We start from the raw sequence: 19,581 nt of genomic DNA, 5'->3' as shown, positions 1-19,581 counted from the left end.
CTTCCGGCCTCTTTGCTTTTGAAAGAACCGAACATGGCCCGCTACGACAACATCACCGAATTCGAACCCGACCTGAACGGCCACGGCCTGCGCGTCGGCATCGTCATGAGCCGCTTCAACCAGGACGTGTGCGAAGGCCTGCTGTCGGCCTGCACCGCCGAACTGCTCAAGCTCGGCGTGTCGCCCGACCTCGTGCGCATCGCTACCGTCCCCGGCGCGCTCGAAATCCCGCTGACCCTGCAAACGATGGCGCGCAGCGGCCGCTACGACGCGCTGATCGCGCTCGGCGCGGTGATCCGCGGCGAGACCTACCACTTCGAGCTCGTCTCGAACGAAATGGGTGCCGGCATCACCCGCATCACCCTCGACACCGGCGTGCCGATCGCCAACGGCGTACTGACCACCGAGAACGACGACCAGGCCCTCGCCCGCATGCAGGAAAAGGGCAGCGACTGCGCCCGCTGCGCGGTCGAGATGTCCAAACTGCTGCGGATGCTGAAATGAGCGGAAAGGCTGCACGGCGCCGCGCGCGCGAATTTGCCCTGCAAGGCATCTACCAGTGGCTGCTGTCGGGCAACTCGGTCCCCGTGATCGAGGACCACGTCTCGCAGGTCAGCGGCTTCGACAAGGCCGACCGCGAGTTCTTCATCTCGCTGCTGCGCGGCACGCTGAACAACGTCGAGGCGCTGCAGGAAGAGTTCATCCCCTTCATCCACCGCGGCATCGATGAGATGTCGCCGGTCGAGCGCGCGATCCTGCTGCTCGCGACCCACGAGTTCAAGACCGGCCTCGACACACCCTACCGCGTGATCATCAACGAAGCGATCGAACTCGCGAAATCCTACGGTGCGACCGACGGTCACCGCTTCGTCAACGGCGTCCTCGACAAGCTCGCCGCGAAGCTGCGCGCACCGGAAGTCACCGCGGCGCGCGAGGGCGGCAAGTCCTGATCGTCCCACGATGATCGAGCGCAAACAAGAAGAACGGGCCGTGAGGCCCGTTTTGTATTTCCGGCCGACGATCAGCCTCTCATCGGACCTCTGCGCATGATATCTATACCGTATAGCTACTATTTCATAGACAAGTCATGGTAGCCGATCCATGATCCATGATACTTAAGTAAGTATTCGCCGCAATCCGCGGCAACCCCTGGGAGACGGATCAATGAAGCTGCGGGATTATCTCGCGCGGCTAATTTGGGTGGCAGTGCTCCCCCTGTTTCTCGTGGCAGCGCTCGTCGGCTATGACGACGTTCGGCAACTCGACGAGCAGCGCAACCGGGAAGCGGACGGCGTTGCGAAGGCCTATGCCAACTCCATCGATCGTACGATCCAGTCACGGATACGCGGGCTGAAAATGCTCGCCGGAATGGCAAAGCACGACGAGCAAGGCGACTGGGCAGAACTCTACCGGGACGCAGTTGCCTTTCAGTCTGCGTTCGGCCAACACGTGCTTCTTGCGGAGCCCGACGGCCGCATGATCTTTAACACGGCGAAGCCATTCGGTTCTCCCTTGCCGCCACTGCCGAAAGATGGCGGAAACGCAGCCCTGTTCGCGGCGCTTGCGACCGGGACACCGACTGTCGGCGATCATTTCTTCGGTCCCGTGCTGCAGCAACCCCTGCTCGCCATCGCCATTCCCTTTGCTCGCTCGCCCGACCGGCAATTCCTGCTGCTTGCGCTGATGCAGGCGGAAACGCTCCAACAGCAACTCGACGACTTACCGCTGCCGCCCGACTGGGACATCACCTTGCGCGACGGCCGCAGCGAGGTGATCGCGCACAGAGGTGGCGACGTGACCGGCGCCACGTCGACCTCCACCGAGATCTTCAAAGCCCCGCTCATGATGGCAGGCTGGTCGGCCACGGTGAGCATTCCAGGCGGGCTCTGGGGCCTCTGGACGATTCGCGGCGCAATCCTCCCGATCGCGCTCCTCGTCGTCACGATGACGCTGCTCGCCATTGTCGGAGGCCGGTTCGCTGCCCGCCGCCTGGTGCACGCGATGTCGACCCTGGTCACCTGCGACGCGAACAGAGTGCAGGATCCCGACGTTGACGCAATCTACGAAGTCGAACTCATTCGCACCCGGCTGGCGGCCATCGAACGGGCCCGCCGCGAAAGCCTGGCGGCGCAGGGTCAGGCACTTGTCAGGGCCGAAACCAGCAAGGCGACGCTTGAGGCCGCGCTTGCGGCGATGTCCGACTCCGTCCTCATTGCTGATCGCGAAGGGCGACGCCTGCACATGAACGACGCATTCGTGCGCCATCATCGCTTCGCCGACAAGGAGGCATGCCCGACGACCGTCGAGGCATTCCAGGACCTGTTCGAAATGATGCGCCCCGACGGCCTACCGATACCGACCGAAGAATGGGTAATGGAGCGGGCCCTGCGCGGGGAGACGGGCACAAACGAAGTTGTCGTGCTGCGCCGCCGTGACTGCGGTGAAACCTGGATCGGCAGCTACAACTTTGGCCCGATCCGCAGCGCGGACGGCACCGTCATCGGGTCAGTCATCACGGCGCGCGACGTGACGGAACAACGACGCGCAGAAGAAGCGCTTCAGGCAAGTGAGGAGCGTCTCCGCCTGTTCATCGAGCACGCGCCGGCGGCGCTCGCGATGTTCGACCGCCACATGCGTTATCTCGCCGCAAGCCGACGCTGGCGGGACGATTATCGGCTCGGCGAGCGCCCGATCGTCGGCGTCGGCCACTATGAGATATTTCCCGACATTCCCGATCGATGGCGGGACATTCACCGCCGCGCGCTCGCCGGCGAGGTCGTCCGCCAGGACGAAGACCACTTCAAGCGCGCCGACGGCAGCGACCAGTGGTTGCGCTGGGAGATCCGTCCTTGGCAAGCCGCTGACGGGACGGTTGGCGGGATTCTGATCTTCACCGAGGACATCGGCGCCCGCAAGCGAGCGGAGGCTGCCCTGGTCGCAAGCGAACGCCGGCTTCGGCTTGCGCAGGATGCCGCCAGGGCCGGCACGTGGGAATGGGACGTCGCGAACAATCGCACCTATTGGTCCGACGAAGTCTATCGCCTCTGTGGGTTCGAGCCGGGCAGTCGGCCCGCCGGCCATGGAACCTGGCTCGAAAGCGTGCAGCCCGAGGAGCGCGAGGCCCTTTCGCACCGCCTGAAAGACGCCACCGAACGCACCCTTCCCATGGAGGTCGAGTGGCGAGTGAATGGCTCCGACCCGGAACGCTGGCTGATGTCGCGCGGCCAGCCGCAGTTCGATGCCGAAGGACGCCTCGTCACCTATCTGGGCATCGTGATGGACATCACCGAGCGCCGGCATCGCGAGGACGAGTTGCGCAAACTCTCCATGGCGGTCGAACAGAGCTCGGCGATGATCATGATCACCGACCTCGACCACCGCCTCGAGTACGTCAACCAGGCCTTTGTCGATCAGACCGGGTATTCACGCAGGGAGGTGATCGGACGGACCCCCGGCTTGCTCTCCTCGGGCAAGACGCCGGATGCGACCTTCGAAAGCCTGGAGGAAGCACTGGCCAAGGGAGAGGCATGGCAGGGCGAGTTCATCAACCGCCGCATCGACGGCAAGCTGATCGTCAATCATGCCGTGATTCTTCCCCTTCGACAGCCCGACGGGACGATCACGCATTTCGTGGCCGTCCAGGAGGACATCACCGAAAAGAAACGACTCAACCGCGAACTGGAACGGCACCGGCTGCATCTGCAGGACCTGATCTCCAGCCGCACCGTGGATCTCGTGGAGGCGCGGGCCGCCGCCGAACAGGCCAATCGCTCCAAATCGGCATTCCTGGCCAACATGAGCCACGAGATCCGCACGCCGATGATTGCGATCCTCGGTTTCACGCGGATGCTGCGGCGTTCGCCTCTGACCGGCGAGCAGCGCGACCACCTCGACAAACTGGCTGCCGCGGGCGAACACTTGCTCTCGATCATCAACGACATCCTGGACTATTCGAAGATCGATGCCGGCAAGCTCGTGCTCGAGCACATCGACTTCTCGCTCGAGGGGCTGCTCGACGGTGTGCGTTCGCTAATTGGCGATCAGGCCAAGGCCAAGGGGCTCACCATCGAGCTCGACCGGGATCATGTGCCGATGTGGCTGCGGGGCGACCCGACACGCCTGCGCCAGGCGCTGCTCAACTATGCGAGCAATGCCGTCAAATTCACCGACCGCGGCAGTATCGTGCTGCGATCGAAGCTGCTCGAGGGCGAAGGGACGCACCTGATGGTGCGCTTCGAGGTCCAGGACACCGGGATCGGAATTCCGGCAGACCGGCAAAGCGATCTGTTCCAGACCTTCCAGCAAATCGACGCGTCGACCACCCGCCGTTATGGCGGGACCGGCCTGGGACTCGCGATCACACGCCGCCTCGCCGAACTGATGGGCGGAGAAGCGGGCGTGGAGAGCGCGCCCGGCGGCGGCAGTACCTTCTGGCTCACCGCCCGACTCGAGCATGGCCAGCCCGTTCAGTACGTCCCCGAACGGAAGCACGGCGGCGACGTGTGCAGCGAACTGCGCCAGCGCTTTGCCGGCACGCGCGTCCTGCTGGCCGAGGATGACGAGATCAATCAGGAAGTCGCCCTCGCGATGTTGGCCGACACCGGCCTCGTCGTAGACGTTGCCGCGAATGGTCGCGAAGCCGTCGAATTGTGCGCACGCAATGACTACCGCCTCATCCTGATGGACATGCAGATGCCGGAGATGGATGGTGTCGCCGCGACCCGCGCGATCCGTGCCTCCGACCAACACGCGTCGACACCGATCCTCGCCATGACGGCGAATGCCTTCGAGGAGGACCGCCATCGCTGCCTCGATGCGGGGATGAACGACTTCGTCGCAAAGCCGGTCTCGGCAGAATTCCTGTTCGCGGCAATCCTCAAAACACTGGGGCGCACGAACGCCCGCACTTCCGAGCACGGCAGTTCCGCAGACAAGACTGCCGCGTCCGGAGCCGGCACAACGGTCGACTTCGGCGTTGCGGAAAACCTCCTCGGCAACGATCCGGCCAAGGTCTACAGTCTGGTCAACAGATTCCTTTCATCGGCTCGCACCGAATTACCGCTGCTTGCGGCGGCCACGGCCCAGGGCGACTGGAAGACGTTGCGAGCGACCGGCCACCGGTTGAAGTCGCCAGCCCGAGCCTTGGGCGCGCACGCCCTCGGCGAGCTCTATCAGTCCCTCGAAAGCGCACACACGGACGAGGACGGAGACCGGATCAAGACGGTACTGCACCAAATCGAGAGCGCTTTGGACGAAGTCACCCAAGCCTTGAAGGCATGGGCGGCAAGACGAATGCCGACGAATTAAGGAGAACACATTGCTACGCCGATTCTTCCGCGTGTTGGTGCTTGACGACGACGAGACGATGCGCGAGATCGTGACGGAGCTGCTTCATCGACTCGGCATTACGGACGTGCTCACCGCCGCGAACGGTCACGAGGGCATTGCGCTGATGGACACGGCCCGGCCCGTGCCCAATCTGCTGGTCTGCGACCTCAACATGCCCGGGATGGATGGCATCGAGCTGCTCAGGACCATCGCCGGGCGAGGATATGAAGGCTACGTCGTGCTGCTGTCGGGAGCGAGCAGCTCCATCCTGAAGGCCGCCGAGCGCCTCGCCATCGAGCTTGGCCTGGGCTTTCTGGGCGTGCTCGAAAAGCCCGTCACCGAGCGCCAGCTCGCCAACGTCCTCGTCCGCAGTCGTCGCTCAGCCAGCATCGGGCCCCGTGGCTCGCCGGACATGCTCACGCCGGATGAAATCCGTGCCGGGATCGAGCAGGGACAGATCACGCTGGTCTTCCAGCCGAAGGTATCGGTCGCCGATCAGCGCGTCGTCGGCGTGGAATGCCTTTCCCGCTGGCGGCACCCGGAGCGTGGCATCCTGCCTCCCGCCACCTTCATCCCGGTTATGGAACAGCACGGGCTGATCGACTCGTTCACGCTGGAAGTCTTCCGCCTCGCCGTCGCCCAGTTGCACACCTGGCGCGAAGCCGGACGACGGCTCAAACTGAGCATCAATCTCTCGATGGACAGCCTCCGGCGCCTCGATTTGCCGGAAGTGCTCGAATCCATGGCCGATGCCGCGGGCGTCGCCGCCCATGACCTCATCCTCGAGGTTACTGAAACACGCTTGCTGCAGGACCTCAAGCTGAGCCTGGACATCCTTCTGCGCATGCGCCTGAAGGGATTCGACCTGTCGATCGACGACTTCGGGACGGGCTATTCGACGATGGAGTCGCTCAAGGATCTGCCGTTCACCGAACTGAAGATCGACCGCGCCTTCGTTCATGATGCCGCGAACGATCCCGCGGCCCTCGCGATTCTGCGGTCGAGCGCGGCCCTCGGGCACACGCTGGGCCTGAGCATCGTCGCCGAGGGGGTCGAGACGGACGACGACTGGGCGGTGGTGGCTGCGGCCGGATGCGAAGAGGTGCAGGGCTATGTCGTCGCCAAACCCATGGGCGCCGACGAGTTGCCGAACTGGATCGACGCCTGGGAAGGCCGTTTTCGCGGACAGGCTCGCACCACCCGCATTCCGTCCGTTTTCGTGATCGACGACCAAGAAGGCTCCCGAGCTCGTCTGGTGTCCGCTCTCGGCCGCTCCTACCGCGTCAACTCCGCGTCGAGCGGCGAGGAGGCCCTGCTGCTGATCCCCCGGGAGAGGCCGGACGTGGTCCTCCTCGATCTTGCCAAGCCGCCCGGCATCGACGGCTACGAGACCTGCCGCCAGCTCAAGAGCCGCAGGGACACGGCGTCGATTCCCGTCGTGTTCATCTCCTGCGAGGGGGACATCGAGAGGCGCCTCGAGGGCTATGACAGCGGCGGCGAGGACTACATCGTCAAGCCCTTCGACATCCGCGAACTCGAAGCAAAGCTTGGACGACTGCTTGCCCGGGCCTACCCGGCGGGCTGACCTTCCTGTGCTTTTCCAAAGAGAAACGATGAAACGCCTTGACCCGCTTGCAAAGAACAACGTTCATATCGCCGGCAATTGGCAGGCCCCCCGGACAATCGTGTTCCTGCATGGATTCGGAACCGAGCAGAGCGCCTGGAGCGCGGTGGCGCAACACTTCGAGGAGGATTACCGGCTCGTGTTTCTCGACAACGTCGGTGCCGGCGGCTCCTTGCCAGAGGCCTTCGTTCAGTCGCATTACCTCGACCTTCACGCCTATGCCGACGATCTGCTCGACGTCTGCGAAGCGCTGGAGTTGCATGACGCGATCTTTGTCGGGCATTCCCTGGGCGCCATGACCGGAGTCCTGGCGTCGAACAAGCAGCCGACGCGATTCTCGCGCTTGGCTCTGATCTGCGCGTCGCCCCACTATCTGAACTGCGACCAGTATCAGGGCGGCTTCACGCAGGACGACCTGAACCAGGTCTATTCGGCAATCGATGATGAATTCGACGAATGGGCGACGGCGTTTGCACCGCTAATGATGGGCAATCCGGACCAACCCCAGCTCGCGCGCTACTTCATGGACGCGATCAGGGCGATTCCCCAGGACCGGGTAATGACCGTGCTGTGTTCGATCTTCCAGTCCGATCACCGGCAGGACATCGAACGGATCGAGAAGCCAGCGCTCCTGTTGCAGTCACGCGACGACATCGCGGTACCGCCGGAAGTGACCGAGTACCTGCATCGCCACATCCCCGGCAGCCGCCTGGTGATGCTCGACGCCACCGGCCACCTGCCGCACCTCTCGGCGCCAGCCGAAGTCGCCAAGGCGCTGCGGCCCTTCGTCGAGTCATCCTGACGGGCCACCGACCCGGCCCCCTTAGACACCCCCGTCCGCCGCCTTAAAGACAGCGGACGGGCATCTCCAGGGCTCAGCCCTTCAGCACTGCCGCCATCGACGACGCGACGTAGTCGATGTTGCGCGTATTCAGCCCCGCCACACACATCCGGCCCGAGCTGATCAGGTACACGGCGAACTCGTCGCGCAGGCGGTCGACCTGCTGCGCGGTCAAGCCGGTATAGCTGAACATGCCGCGCTGCTTCAGGAAGTAGCTGAAGTCGCGCCCCGGCACCGTCGCGGCGAGCACGTCGTAGAGCTTCTGGCGCATCGCCTTGATGCGTTCGCGCATCTCCGCGACTTCACCGACCCACTCCGAATACAGCGAGGCGTCATTCATCACCGCCGCGGTGATGCGGCCGCCATGCAGCGGTGGGCTCGAGTAGTTGCGGCGCACCGTGAACTTCAACTGACCCAGCACGCGACCGGCTTCCTCGGTGTCCTTGCACACGACCGACAGGCCGCCGCAGCGCTCACCGTAGAAGGACAGGTTCTTCGAGAACGAGTTGCTGACGAAGAAGCTGATGCCGGCATCCGCCAGCGCACGGATCGCAAAGGCGTCGTCGTCGAGATTGTCGCCGAAGCCCTGGTAGGCGATGTCGAGGAAGGGGATCAGGTCGCGCTCAACCAGGACCTGGATCACTTCGCGCCATTGCGCCTGCGACAGGTCGACGCCGGTCGGGTTGTGGCAGCAGGGGTGCAGCAGCACGATGCCCTTCGCCGGCAGCGTCTTCAGCTTCGCGATCATCTCGGGGAAGCGCACGCCGCAGGTCTCGGGGTCGTAGTATGGGTAGTCGTGGACCTGGATGCCCGCGCCTTCGAAGATCGAGCGGTGGTTGTCCCAGGTCGGGGTGCTGACCCACACCTCGCTCGACGGGAAGTAGCGCTTCAGAAAGTCCGCGCCGACCTTCAGCGCGCCCGAGCCGCCGATCGTCTGGATCGTCGCGATGCGGCCCGCCTTCAGCGCTTCGCTGTCGGCACCGAAGAGGAGCTTTTGCACCGCGGCACGGTAGTCGGCCGCGCCTTCCATCGGCAGGTAGGGACGCGGCGACGGGGTCGCGTAATAGGCCGCCTCGGCCTTCTGCACCGAACCCAGCAGCGGAATGCGGCCCTGCTCGTCGTAGTACAAGCCGATGCTCAGGTTGACCTTGTGCGGACGCGGGTCCTGCATGAAGGTTTCGACCAGCGTCAGGATCGGATCGCCGGCGTAGGCGTCAATATGTTCGAACATGGAAAAGGAATTCCTTCAGGCGGGGTGCGAATACCCCGGAAAGGAGGAATCTACCACTGACGCCTGCACTTTGACGCATGCGGCGGCCAAAATGCAGCGGGCCCGGCAGGCATCGCGAGGATGCACTACCGGGCCCGCTTGCTCCCGCGTGGGCGGAAGCTCTGGAGCGATCAGCTCAGCCGCAAGACTCAGCCACGCGCGGCAGGACGCGGACGACGCGCACCTTCCGGACGATCCTCGCCGAAGCGGGCGCCTTCGCGGCGCGGGGCGCGCTCGTCGCGGTTGAAGCTGCCGCGATTCTCGTCACGACCATAGCCGCCGCGATTTTCGCTGCGACCGAAGCCGCCGCGATCTTCGCGCGGGGCCGTCGACCGTTCGTCACGGCCGTGGCCGCTGCGCTCTTCGCGCGGGAAGCTCGGACGCTCGTCGCGACCGAAAGCGGGACGCTCGTCACGGCTATAGCCGGGACGGCCAGCGCCCTGCGAATCGGCACCCCAGCCCTTGCTTGCGCCGGGACGGCTGTCGCGCGAATCGCGGCTCCACGAACCGGACGACGAACGGCCGCCGAAGCCCGGCTTGCGATCGCCGCCGCCGCCACCGGGGCGACGCGGCGAGCTCGGGCGCGCGGTCGGCTCGAGGCCTTCGATGACGTGCACGTCGAGGCGCTTGCCGGTGAAACGCTCGATCGCGCGGATGATGCCCATCTCGCGCGGGCCGGACATCGTGATCGCGATGCCGTCACGCCCCGCGCGGCCGGTACGGCCGATGCGGTGCACGTAGTCCTCGACCTGACGCGGCGGATCGAAGTTGATGACGTGGCTGATGCCCGCGACGTCGATGCCGCGTGCGGCGACGTCGGTCGCGACGAGCACGCCGATGCGGCCCTGGCGCAGCTTGTCGAGGGTGCGGTTACGCGCCGTCTGGTGCATGTCGCCGTGCAATGCGGCCGCGGAGAAGCCCTTTTCCTGCAGCGAGAGCGACACTTCCTCGGCGCTCTTCTTGGTCGCGGTAAACACCACCGCCTGCTGCAGATCCTGGCCGCCGAGCAGCGATTCCAGGAGACGCGTCTTGTGCACCATGTTGTCGGCCATCATCAGGCGCTGCTCGATGTTGCCGCGGTTCTCGACCGTCGGCGCGATCTCGATGCGCTGCGGGTTGCGCTGCATGCGGCTCGCGAGGCTGCCGACGACACCGTCGAGGGTCGCCGAGAAGAGCAGCGTCTGGCGCGAGGCCGGGGTCGCAGCGACGATGGTTTCGATGTCTTCGACGAAGCCCATGTCGAGCATGCGGTCAGCTTCGTCGAGAATCAGCACTTCGACGTCCGACAGCTTGATCTTGCGGCGCGTCAGGTGGTCGATCAGACGGCCCGGGGTCGCAACGACGACGTCGACCGGGCGGGACAGCTGCTTGACCTGCGCGAAGAAGGGGGCGCCGCCGACGAGGCAGGCGGTATTGAGCCAGCGCAGGTGGCGGCCGTAAGTCTTGACGGCCTTCTCGACCTGCTGCGCGAGCTCGCGCGTCGGGGTCAGCACCAGCACACGCGGACCGGCGCCCGGAGCGGGCTTGCGGTCGACGAGGCGATTAAGGCTGGGGAGCGTGAAGGCGGCGGTCTTGCCGCTGCCGGTGTGCGAGGAAACCATCAGGTCGGCGCCGCCAATCGCTGCCGGGATCGCCTGCATCTGAACGGGCGTGGGCACGGTGTAGCCGGTGGTTTCGATCGCCTTGAGCAGCAGTTCGTTGAGGCCGAGTTCGTTGAACGTCATGTGTTCTTCCAATATGTGCCCGCGTCGCGACGGGTAGTCGCAACGAAAGCGGGCCCGACTGAGCGGGCAATAAATAGGCATCGCACCGTCCACAAAGGGACGCGGGGCGGCAAGCGCGCGATGGGCTTGGGCCGGCCGGTTCCGTCAAGTCACGGAAGCGACCGCGCATCGGCACCAACCGGCATTCGCGATGCCATACGTTCGGAAGAACGATGGGAATTCGGCGGGAGGGTCGGGGGCGATGGGGCTGTGGTTACAGTCCCTCGGCAAGGTCCGCGGATTCCTGATCCGGGGATTTGGATAAACCGAATGCTGCATTGCACAACACCGCGGATGATACACCATTCGCGGTACGAACAAAAGAGGCAATGCAATCAATGGGCTGCGACGGCACAAAGAAAAAGGCCCGACGCCTTACGGCGCCGGGCCTTTTAACATATTCGCGGGTAAGCGATTACTTGCTGTTCACAGCGCCCTTCAGGGTCGCGCCCGGCGTGAACTTCGGCACGCGGGTCGCAGCGATCTTGATGGTCGCGCCGGTTTGCGGGTTGCGGCCGGTGCGCTCGGCGCGCTCGGACACTTCGAACGAACCGAAGCCGGTGAAGGCAACCTTCTCGCCGGCAGCCATGCGCTCGGCGACGATGTCCAGCACGGCGGACAGGGCACGGTCGGCCTGCGCGCGCGAAAGATCCAGACGGTCAGCCAGGGCTTCGACGAATTCACCTTTATTCATGCTTTACCTCGATGTGGTGTAAGAGTTGGTATCGCTAGGGCAAGTCTAACGGGCGGATTCTAGCATTGTCGCGGCTTGCGGGGCATCTGGATGGAAAAAAGGAATCGCTTTCGACGCCGCCCGGCATGCCCGATTCGGGTACGAAAAACACCCCCCGTCACCGCTTCGGTGCACCGGCGAGATCACGTGACCGACGGGTGCGCATGTTCGGCAACGAGAATCTCCATAAAACGACGAGCGATGCGACTCGGAGGGGGATTGCGGGCCACCGACGCGAGCCAGTCGCAAGAATAGCGCAGCGTGTCGGAGGCGATGCGCACGATCTCGCCGCGCTCCTCGAAAGCGCGCGCGTAGTGATCGGGCAAGAAGCCGATGTAGCGCCCGGAGCGGATCAGCAGCACGCTCGCCTCCTGCTCGAAGGCGCGCGCCGCGGGCTGCAGGCCGAGGCGCCAGAAGTGCTCCATGTTCGGCGAGTGGTAGCCGAGGCCGACGAAGGCCGCGCGCCGCAGCTCGTCTTCGCTGGGCACTCGCCCACCGGCGAGCAGCGGATGGTCGGGCGCGGCGTAGAGCGGCAGGAATTCGTCGAAGAGATGCACCGACGTGAAACTGTCGCTCGCCCGATGAAAGGGATGGACCGCGACGTGGAAGCGGCCTTCGAGGAGGCCTTTCTCGATCTCGCTGCTGCCGGCGACGAAGACGTTCAGCGACACGGCCGGGGCCTCCGCGCCGAACTCGGCGATGGCTTCGGCGAGCCGGCAGCCGGGGTTCGACACCGTCTTGTCGAACATCACGAGGTTCAGCTCGCCGCGCATGCCCACGTGGAGCTCCGCGACCTCGCTGCGGAAAGCTTCGATCTGGGCGAGCAGACGCCGTGCGGCGTCGAGCACGACCTGGCCCTCCTCGGTCAGCGCGAAGCCCGCCCGGCCGCGCTCGCACAGCCGCACGGCGAGGCGCAGTTCGAGGTCCTTGAGATGACGGCTGATCACGGAGCGGCTGATGTTCAGGCGCAGTTCCGCCGCCGCGAGGCCGCCGGATTCGGCGATCGCGATGAATACGCGTAGCAGGCGCAGATCGGCTTCGGCGAGGTTCGCGAGCAGGGCACGAGTCTTCATCGCGTCATTGTTTCACTCTTATGAAACCTTGCGTACGCGCTTTGTGGTTTTCTGCACCTAATCGGCGCCTTAGGATGGCTGCAACTTTCTCCGGGAGCTGCGCATGAACCACGATCAGGCCTATTGGCTGCCCTTCACCGCGAACCGCGCGTTCTGGAAGTCGCCCCGCGTCATCACCGGCGCGCGCGGCCACTACTACACGACCGACGACGGCCGCCAGCTCCTCGACGGCTTCTCCGGCCTGTGGACCTCAGGCCTCGGCCACTGCCACCCGAAGATCGTCGCCGCGGTGCAGGAGCAGGTCGCGACGCTCGACTACGCGATGAGCTTCCAGGTGTCGAACGACAAGGCGATTGCCCTGGCGGGCGAGGTCGTGGCAATGGCGCCGGCGGGCATGAACAAGGTGTTCTTCACGAACTCGGGGTCGGAGTCGGCCGACACCGCGCTGAAGATCGCGCTCGCGTATCACCGTGCGCGCGGCGAAGGCCAACGTACGCGGCTGATCGGGCGCGAGCGCGGCTATCACGGCGTGAACTTCGGCGGCCTCTCGGTCGGCGGCATCCCGGGCAACCGCAAGGTCTTCAGCGCGGCACTGCTGCCCGGCGTCGATCACCTCCGCCACACCTATAGCGCCGCCGACATGGCTTTCTCGAAGGGACAGCCGGCCTGGGGCGCGCATCTCGCGGACGACCTCGAGCGCCTGTGCGCGCTGCATGATGCGTCGAACATCGCCGCGGTGATCGTCGAGCCCGTCGCTGGATCGACGGGCATCCTCGTGCCGCCGATCGCCTACCTGCAGCGCCTGCGCGAGATCTGCGACAAGTACGGCATCGTGCTGATCTTCGACGAAGTCATCACCGCCTTCGGCCGCATCGGCGCCCCCTTCGCGGCAGAGCGCTTCGGCGTGACGCCGGACATCATCACGGCCGCGAAGGGCCTGACGAACGGGGTCGTGCCGATGGGGGCGGTGATCGTGCGCGACTCGATCTACGACGCGCTGATGCAGGGCCCGGAGCATGTCGTCGAGCTTTTCCACGGCTACACCTACTCGGGCCATCCGCTCGCGGCGGCCGCCGGCCTTGCGACGCTCGCGGCCTACCGTGATGAGGACAGCTTCGCTCGCGCCCGCGCCGTGGAACCGATCTTCGAGGAAATGATCCACGCCTTGCGCGACGCGCCGAACGTCGTCGATATCCGCAACTTCGGCCTGATGGGCGGCGTCGAACTCGCGCCGCGCGACGGAGCGGTCGGCGCGCGCGGCTTCGAGATCTTCCTGAAGTGCTTCGAAGCCGGCGTCGTGATCCGCAACGGCGGCGACATCCTGCAGTTCGCGCCCTTCCTCGATTCGACGCCGGACGAGCTGGGTCGGATTTTCGATACCGTGCGGCAAGCCATTCGCACGACCGCTTGAGCCTCCGGCCCCCACCCCCAACGATGACGACAGAGACGCACAGCCAAATGGAAACCCTCGGACACTACATTGCCGGCGCCCGCTTCAATGACGACAACCGCGCCCAGCCCGTCTGCAATCCCGCCCTCGGCGAACCGGTGCGCAAGGTCGCGATGGCCTCGAAGTCGACCGTCGAGCAGGCGATCGCGGCTGCGGCCAGCGCCTTCCCCGCGTGGCGCAAGACGCCGCCCTTGAAGCGCGCGCGGGTGCTGTTCAAGTTCAAGGAACTGCTGGAGCGCAACGCCGACCGCATCGCCGCGGCGATCGTCGAGGAGCACGGCAAGGTGTGGGAGGACGCGCACGGCGAGCTCGCGCGCGGCATCGAGGTCGTCGAATACGCCTGTGGCGCGCCCGAGTTCCTGAAGGGCGAACACAGCCGCGACGTCGGCCCGGACATCGACTCGTGGTCGGAATTTCCGCCGCTGGGGGTCGTCGCCGGCATCACGCCGTTCAACTTCCCGGCGATGGTGCCGATGTGGATGTTCCCGATGGCGATCGCCTGCGGCAACACCTTCGTGCTGAAGCCCTCCGAGAAGGATCCGTCGACGTCGATGCTGCTCGCGGAACTGCTGACCGAGGCGGGGCTGCCGGCGGGCGTGTTCAACGTCGTCAATGGCGACAAGGAAGCGGTCGACACGCTGCTCACCGACCCGCGCGTGCAGGCGGTGAGCTTCGTCGGCTCGACGCCGATCGCCGAATACATCTACGCGACCGGCACCGCGCACGGCAAGCGCGTGCAGGCGCTGGGCGGCGCGAAGAACCACGCGGTGGTAATGCCCGACGCGGACCTCGACAACGCCGTCAATGCGATCATGGGCGCGGCCTACGGTTCCTGCGGCGAGCGCTGCATGGCGATCTCGGTGATCGTCGCGGTCGGCGATGCGGTCGCCGATGCGCTCGTCGCGAAGTTGAAGCCGAAGGTCGAGGCGCTAAGGATCGGCAACGGCCAGGAGTGCGGGCTCGACATGGGGCCGCTCGTGACCGGCGCGCATCGGGACAAGGTCAGGAGCTACATCGATCTCGGCACCGAAGAAGGGGCGGAGCTCGTCGTCGACGGGCGCAATTTGCGCGTCGCGGGCCACGAAAAAGGCTTCTTCCTCGGCGGCACGCTCTTCGACCACGTGAAGCCGACGATGCGCGTCTATCGCGAGGAGATTTTCGGGCCGGTGCTTGCGGTCGTACGCGTGAAGGATCTCGACGAAGCGACGCAGCTCATCAATGCGCACGAATTCGGCAACGGCACCTGCGTCTTCACGCGCGACGGCGCGGTGGCGCGGCATTTCGGCGATACGGTGCAGGTCGGCATGATCGGCGTGAACGTGCCGCTGCCGGTGCCGGTCGCGTGCCAGAGCTTCGGCGGATGGAAACGTTCGCTGTTCGGCGACCTCTACGCTTATGGTCCGGACGCGGTGCGTTTTTACACGCGGCGCAAGACGATGACCCAGCGCTGGGCGGTCGCCGGCATCGAGAAGGCGCAGTTCGCTTTCCCGAGCAACGGCTGAGTGAAAAAACGCCAGGCGGCCTCGCGGTCGCCCGGCGTGTGCTTTGCGGGGGCCGGCTTCAGCGCCGCTTGTAACCGGTAATCATCGCGCGCACCAGGTTTTCGCGGTGGCGGACGCTCTCGAAGACCGCGGCCGCGACGTGCAGCACGACCGCAGCGAGCGTGAGATTGACCGCTCCCTCGTGCAGTTCCTCGAGGAGCTCGCTGCCCCACCCCCAGTCTGTGGTCATCAGCCAGCCGGTCGCACCGATCAGGCCGAGCATCGCCATCAGGAACAGGATCATTACCGCCGCGGCCGGATTGTGGCCGAGATGGCGCGGCTCGCGCCCTCGCAGCAGGCAGCCGACGTAGTCGCGCAGCACGGCGGGGCGCGGCACGAAATCCGCGAAGCGCGCGTGTGCACTGCCGACAAAACCCCACACGACGCGAAATGCGAGCAGCGCGAGGACGATGTAGCCGGCCCAGCGGTGAGGCGCCTCGGCATCCTCGGATGTCAGGTAGGCCGTGGCGACCATCGCCACCAGCCCCCAGTGGAACACGCGCACCGGCAGGTCCCAGACCTTGATCCTGTCGCCGGTCACGGCGGTGCCCTCCGGCGCCACGGCTCAGCCCTGCTTGGCCTTGACGATGCTGCCGTCGACCGGATTGAAGTACACCTCGGCCTTCTGGCCGTCCTTGTCCTTGCCGTAGATCTCGTAGCAGTTGCCGGCGGTGACCTTGAACTTGTCGACGGTGTAGCCGTCGGCAGCGATCTTTTGCTTCATCGCCTCCTCGGTCAGCCAGCCGCTCTTGGGCGCTTCGGTGCACTGCGGACCGGCGAACGCGGCGGTGGCGAGCGAGAGGGTCGAGGCGGCGAGAAGAATGTGACGAACTTGCATGGTGGATCTCCGTGAGAAGTCTGAATGCATGTCGATACGACAGCGCGTGCATTGTCGAAGCCCGCGGATGAACGAAAGCTGAACGAAGGCCCGGATCCGGACGCGTCACGTAAGAGTTCGTATCGACGGCGCGCAAACGGCGATCGACGCGTGCGCGTGCGGCACCGATCCGCGACAATCGTCATCGCTGCGCCGCTCCAGCTGTGCGTAGCCCACGATCACAAGGAGGACGTATGAAGCTCTTCTACAGCCCCGGCGCCTGCTCGCTGTCGCCGCACATCGTGCTGTGCGAACTCGGCCTACCCCACGACACCGAGAAAGTGGATCTCAAGACCCACACGACCGCAGGCGGCGTCGATTACTACACGATCAACCCGAAAGGCTACGTGCCGGCACTGCAGCTCGACGACGGCCAGATCCTCACCGAGGGGCCCGCGATCGTCCAGTATCTCGCCGACCGCAAGCCCGAAGCCCATCTGCTGCCCCCGCCCGGTACGGTCGAACGCGCCCGTGTGCACGAATGGCTGACCTTCATCGGCACGGAGATCCACAAGAGCTTCAGCCCGCTGTTCCGCCCCGATGCCTCGGCGGACTGGAAGTCCGCGGCGCGCAAGACGATCGAGGGCCGCTTCGACTTCGTCGATAAGACGCTCGCGGAGCGCGACTACCTGACCGGACCGCAGTTCACCGTCGCCGACGCCTACCTCTTCACGATTGCGGGCTGGGCACCCCACGTGGAAATCGATCTCGCCCGCTGGCCGGCGTTGGCCGCCTTCCACAAACGCGTCGCCGCACGCCCCGCGGTGCAGCAAGCGATGCGTGCCGAAGGCCAGCTGAAGCAGGCGTAGCCGGGTTCACGGCGTCGCCGGCGGCGGGCAGCTAGCCGGCGATGCAGTCCGCCAGCTTTTGCCGCCAGTCGGTCAGCACCGTCGCGCTCTCCGGATCGAGGACCCTCAGCCAGTCGGGTGCTCGCCGGTCGAACTCGCGTCCGAGTTCGCGGAACTGGAACTGCAGTTCGTCGAGCGCAGCGGTCAGTTCCGCGGCGATCGTTTCGTCCTCCTCGGCCAGTTGCAGCGGCAGTTCAAGGCTGTCCGGATCGAAACCGAATTGCAGCACGACGGTGCGCAGGTTGAAGACGCGCTCGTTGAGGAACACGCCCGGCTCGGACTGCGCGAGCGGGCGCAGCGCACGGACGGCCGCCAGCCCTTCGAGCACCGATGCGACGGCACGCAATTGCGCGAGCAGCGTTGCGCGCTCGAATCGCGCGGAAACGGGAGCCTCGGCCGGCATCGCGTCGTGGAGCAGATTCACGATCCGCTCATCATATTTCCGATTATTCAGGCGCAGCAGTGTCGAAAGCCGGCGGTGGTCCCGGAAGCGGGCCATGATCGCCTCCGACACGTCGGCCGCGGCGAGGATTCGGCCGCCGATCCCGATCTGTCCGTCCTTGCATCCGTAAGGGTAGCCGCTGCCGTCGAGGCGCTCGTGATGCTGCAGGATCGCCCGCACGCTCTTGGGCATCATCCCGGGCAGATCACGGACGATCAGCCAGCCGGTGATCGGATGGACGTAGATGAAGCGCAACTCCTCTTCGGTGACGCGGTGACTGGGTGCGAGCACCGCGGGATCGGTGTGGAGTTCGCCGAAGTCGTGGCACAGGCCGGCGATCGTCACTGCCTCGACCTGCGCCGGCTTGAGGCCCGCGCGGAATGCGAGGTAGTGACAGATGAGTGCCGTACCGACGAGGTGGTGGTATAGATCATGTCGCTGGTCGCGGGCGACCGTGAGGCGGAACAGCACCTCGCGCGGCAGCTTCAGTCGCGACATGACGTGACGTATTCCGTGAGCGTCGCCAGAACAACGAGCCAGGCGCTGGTACCAGGCGTCATTATCAATTAGACGGCCCACGTCAGCGGCGAGACTTTCGGCCGTCACGCCATCGGCAATCAGCAAGCTCTCCTCCAGCGTGACGCCGGACAGCCTGTGCCCGGCGAGCTTGCGCTGCAGCGACGCATCCACGCGTGCCCCACGCGCGATCAGCTTGACCCCACTGGCCGATACGATGTCCCGCGCGGCATGGACCTCATGGTGACCGGCCATCTCGGAGACGGCCTGGACGTAGTGCGATGGCGCATCGACGACTCGACGCGCGACGGCTTCGATGGCCGCGGTGGCTTGGCTATTCATCGTTCGAAGTGGCCTTTCGTTTTTCGAAGCTCACCGGCCACACCGAACCCGATAACAGGGGCCCCGAGTCTTCCGCAAAAAAGATCCAGCATATTTGACCGCAGCGCCGCTGCCAAGTCATTCGGAATGCAAGGCAGCGTCCCGTGACGACTGCAGCATTCCTGCGAGCACGCCGACGGACGGGGCAGGCTGGCCGACGCGATGGATGAGCACCGTGACGACGTGCGCGAGCGCCGCGTCGAGTTCGTGGATCGACACGCTGCCATCCACCGGAAGGCACGCGAGGAGGCTGCGCGGGACGAACGCGATCCCCATGCCGGACGCGGCGCAGCCGATCATCGCGTGGTAGGACGACAGTTCGACGACGCGCTCGGCGACGACCCCATCCGCAGCAAGCCATGCCTGCAGCCGCTGCCGATAGGCGCAGCCGGGCTCGAAGGTCAGCAGCGTGCGCGCCTTGAGGTCACGCGGTGAGCGGATCGGGGCATGGCAGGCGGGTGCCACGACGACCAGTTCCTCGTCGAAGGCCGGCACGCTGAGGAGCCGGGGGTCGTGCACCGGGCCGCTGACCAGCGCGCAATCGAGCTGCCCGTCGATGACCTCAGCGATCAGCGTGCCCGTCGCGCCGGTGCGCAGTTCGAGCTGCACGTCCGGGTATTCGGTATGGAAACGCGCGAGCAGCGCGGGCAGCCGCGCCGCGGCGGTGCTTTCCATCGAGCCGAAGCGCAGGCGCCCACGCGGGCGTCCATCGCTGACCGCGCCGCGCGCCTCCTCCGCCAGCGCGAGCAGCCGGTCGGCGTAATCGAGCAGCACGCGTCCCGGCGGCGACACCATCAGGCGCCGCCCTTCGCGCACGAAAAGCTCGACGCCGAGGTTCTCCTCGAGTTGCCGGATGCGCGTTGTGACGTTCGATTGCACGCGGTGGAGTTTTTC

At 65.6% G+C, this 19,581-nt stretch carries 16 protein-coding genes; 8 read left to right on the top strand and 8 right to left on the bottom strand.

The genetic code is table 11. From position 1 onward, the window contains the following. The first annotated feature begins 33 nt into the window (after positions 1-33). From ribH to VJ673_RS11095, 5 genes are all read left to right on the top strand, one after another. Entirely contained in the window at positions 34-504 is a 471-nt protein-coding gene (gene ribH / locus VJ673_RS11115; RefSeq protein WP_015434094.1) for a 6,7-dimethyl-8-ribityllumazine synthase, read from the top strand. Further along, the gene (nusB, locus tag VJ673_RS11110; RefSeq protein WP_324126166.1) at positions 501-950 is read left to right on the top strand and encodes a transcription antitermination factor NusB; all 450 of its coding nucleotides are present in this window, start codon (positions 501-503) and stop codon (positions 948-950) included. Before ribH ends, nusB begins: the two co-directional genes overlap by 4 nt. 214 nt (positions 951-1,164) lie before the next feature. After that, complete coding sequence (locus VJ673_RS11105) at positions 1,165-5,307, top strand: PAS domain S-box protein (protein ID WP_324126165.1); 4,143 nt, start codon at positions 1,165-1,167, stop codon at positions 5,305-5,307. A 31-nt stretch (positions 5,308-5,338) separates the two neighbouring features. Further along, positions 5,339-6,913 (top strand): EAL domain-containing protein, encoded by a 1,575-nt coding sequence (locus tag VJ673_RS11100; RefSeq protein ID WP_324126167.1) that lies wholly within the window; start codon positions 5,339-5,341, stop codon positions 6,911-6,913. 28 nt (positions 6,914-6,941) lie between these two features. Then, complete coding sequence (locus VJ673_RS11095) at positions 6,942-7,754, top strand: alpha/beta fold hydrolase (protein ID WP_324126164.1); 813 nt, start codon at positions 6,942-6,944, stop codon at positions 7,752-7,754. Positions 7,755-7,827: 73 nt separating this feature from the next. Here VJ673_RS11095 and VJ673_RS11090 read toward each other — a convergent pair whose 3' ends face one another. The 4 genes from VJ673_RS11090 to VJ673_RS11075 form a co-directional block, all read right to left on the bottom strand. After that, complete coding sequence (locus VJ673_RS11090) at positions 7,828-9,024, bottom strand: amino acid aminotransferase (RefSeq protein ID WP_324126163.1); 1,197 nt, start codon at positions 9,022-9,024, stop codon at positions 7,828-7,830. Between the two features lie 188 nt (positions 9,025-9,212). Further along, entirely contained in the window at positions 9,213-10,787 is a 1,575-nt protein-coding gene (locus tag VJ673_RS11085) for a DEAD/DEAH box helicase (protein WP_324126162.1), read from the bottom strand. A 454-nt stretch (positions 10,788-11,241) separates the two neighbouring features. Beyond that, a complete protein-coding gene (locus VJ673_RS11080) occupies positions 11,242-11,520 on the bottom strand; it encodes an HU family DNA-binding protein (protein ID WP_324126161.1) in 279 nt (92 codons plus the stop codon). A 182-nt stretch (positions 11,521-11,702) separates the two neighbouring features. Then, positions 11,703-12,632: a LysR family transcriptional regulator gene (locus VJ673_RS11075; RefSeq protein WP_324126160.1), complete on the bottom strand. Its 930-nt coding sequence runs from the start codon at positions 12,630-12,632 to the stop codon at positions 11,703-11,705. A 103-nt stretch (positions 12,633-12,735) separates the two neighbouring features. On the opposite strand from VJ673_RS11075, the gene aptA reads away from it, so the two are divergent. Both aptA and VJ673_RS11065 read left to right on the top strand, forming a co-directional pair. After that, positions 12,736-14,043, top strand: a complete 1,308-nt coding sequence (gene aptA / locus VJ673_RS11070; RefSeq protein ID WP_324126159.1) for an omega-aminotransferase AptA — start codon at positions 12,736-12,738, stop codon at positions 14,041-14,043. A 47-nt stretch (positions 14,044-14,090) separates the two neighbouring features. Next, the gene (locus tag VJ673_RS11065; protein WP_324126158.1) at positions 14,091-15,584 is read left to right on the top strand and encodes a CoA-acylating methylmalonate-semialdehyde dehydrogenase; all 1,494 of its coding nucleotides are present in this window, start codon (positions 14,091-14,093) and stop codon (positions 15,582-15,584) included. 58 nt (positions 15,585-15,642) lie between these two features. On the opposite strand, the gene VJ673_RS11060 is transcribed toward VJ673_RS11065, so the two are convergent. Both VJ673_RS11060 and VJ673_RS11055 read right to left on the bottom strand, forming a co-directional pair. Then, positions 15,643-16,164: a cytochrome b/b6 domain-containing protein gene (locus VJ673_RS11060; RefSeq protein WP_324126157.1), complete on the bottom strand. Its 522-nt coding sequence runs from the start codon at positions 16,162-16,164 to the stop codon at positions 15,643-15,645. A gap of 24 nt (positions 16,165-16,188) precedes the next feature. Next, the gene (locus tag VJ673_RS11055; RefSeq protein ID WP_324126156.1) at positions 16,189-16,461 is read right to left on the bottom strand and encodes a PepSY domain-containing protein; all 273 of its coding nucleotides are present in this window, start codon (positions 16,459-16,461) and stop codon (positions 16,189-16,191) included. Between the two features lie 233 nt (positions 16,462-16,694). On the opposite strand from VJ673_RS11055, the gene gstA reads away from it, so the two are divergent. Then, positions 16,695-17,309, top strand: a complete 615-nt coding sequence (gene gstA / locus VJ673_RS11050; RefSeq protein WP_324126155.1) for a glutathione transferase GstA — start codon at positions 16,695-16,697, stop codon at positions 17,307-17,309. Between the two features lie 31 nt (positions 17,310-17,340). On the opposite strand, the gene VJ673_RS11045 is transcribed toward gstA, so the two are convergent. Together VJ673_RS11045 and VJ673_RS11040 are read right to left on the bottom strand one after the other, a co-directional pair. Continuing rightward, positions 17,341-18,648: an HD-GYP domain-containing protein gene (locus tag VJ673_RS11045; protein WP_324126154.1), complete on the bottom strand. Its 1,308-nt coding sequence runs from the start codon at positions 18,646-18,648 to the stop codon at positions 17,341-17,343. Between the two features lie 117 nt (positions 18,649-18,765). Then, positions 18,766-19,581 (bottom strand): LysR substrate-binding domain-containing protein (locus tag VJ673_RS11040; protein WP_324126153.1); only part of this gene is annotated, 816 nt, incomplete at its 5' end.

It is taken from the genome of Aromatoleum sp. (assembly GCF_035254505.1).
In the GTDB taxonomy this organism is placed as follows: domain Bacteria; phylum Pseudomonadota; class Gammaproteobacteria; order Burkholderiales; family Rhodocyclaceae; genus Aromatoleum.
Note: the sequence above shows the minus strand (reverse complement) of the source record. Positions and strands in the feature narration are given on the sequence as shown.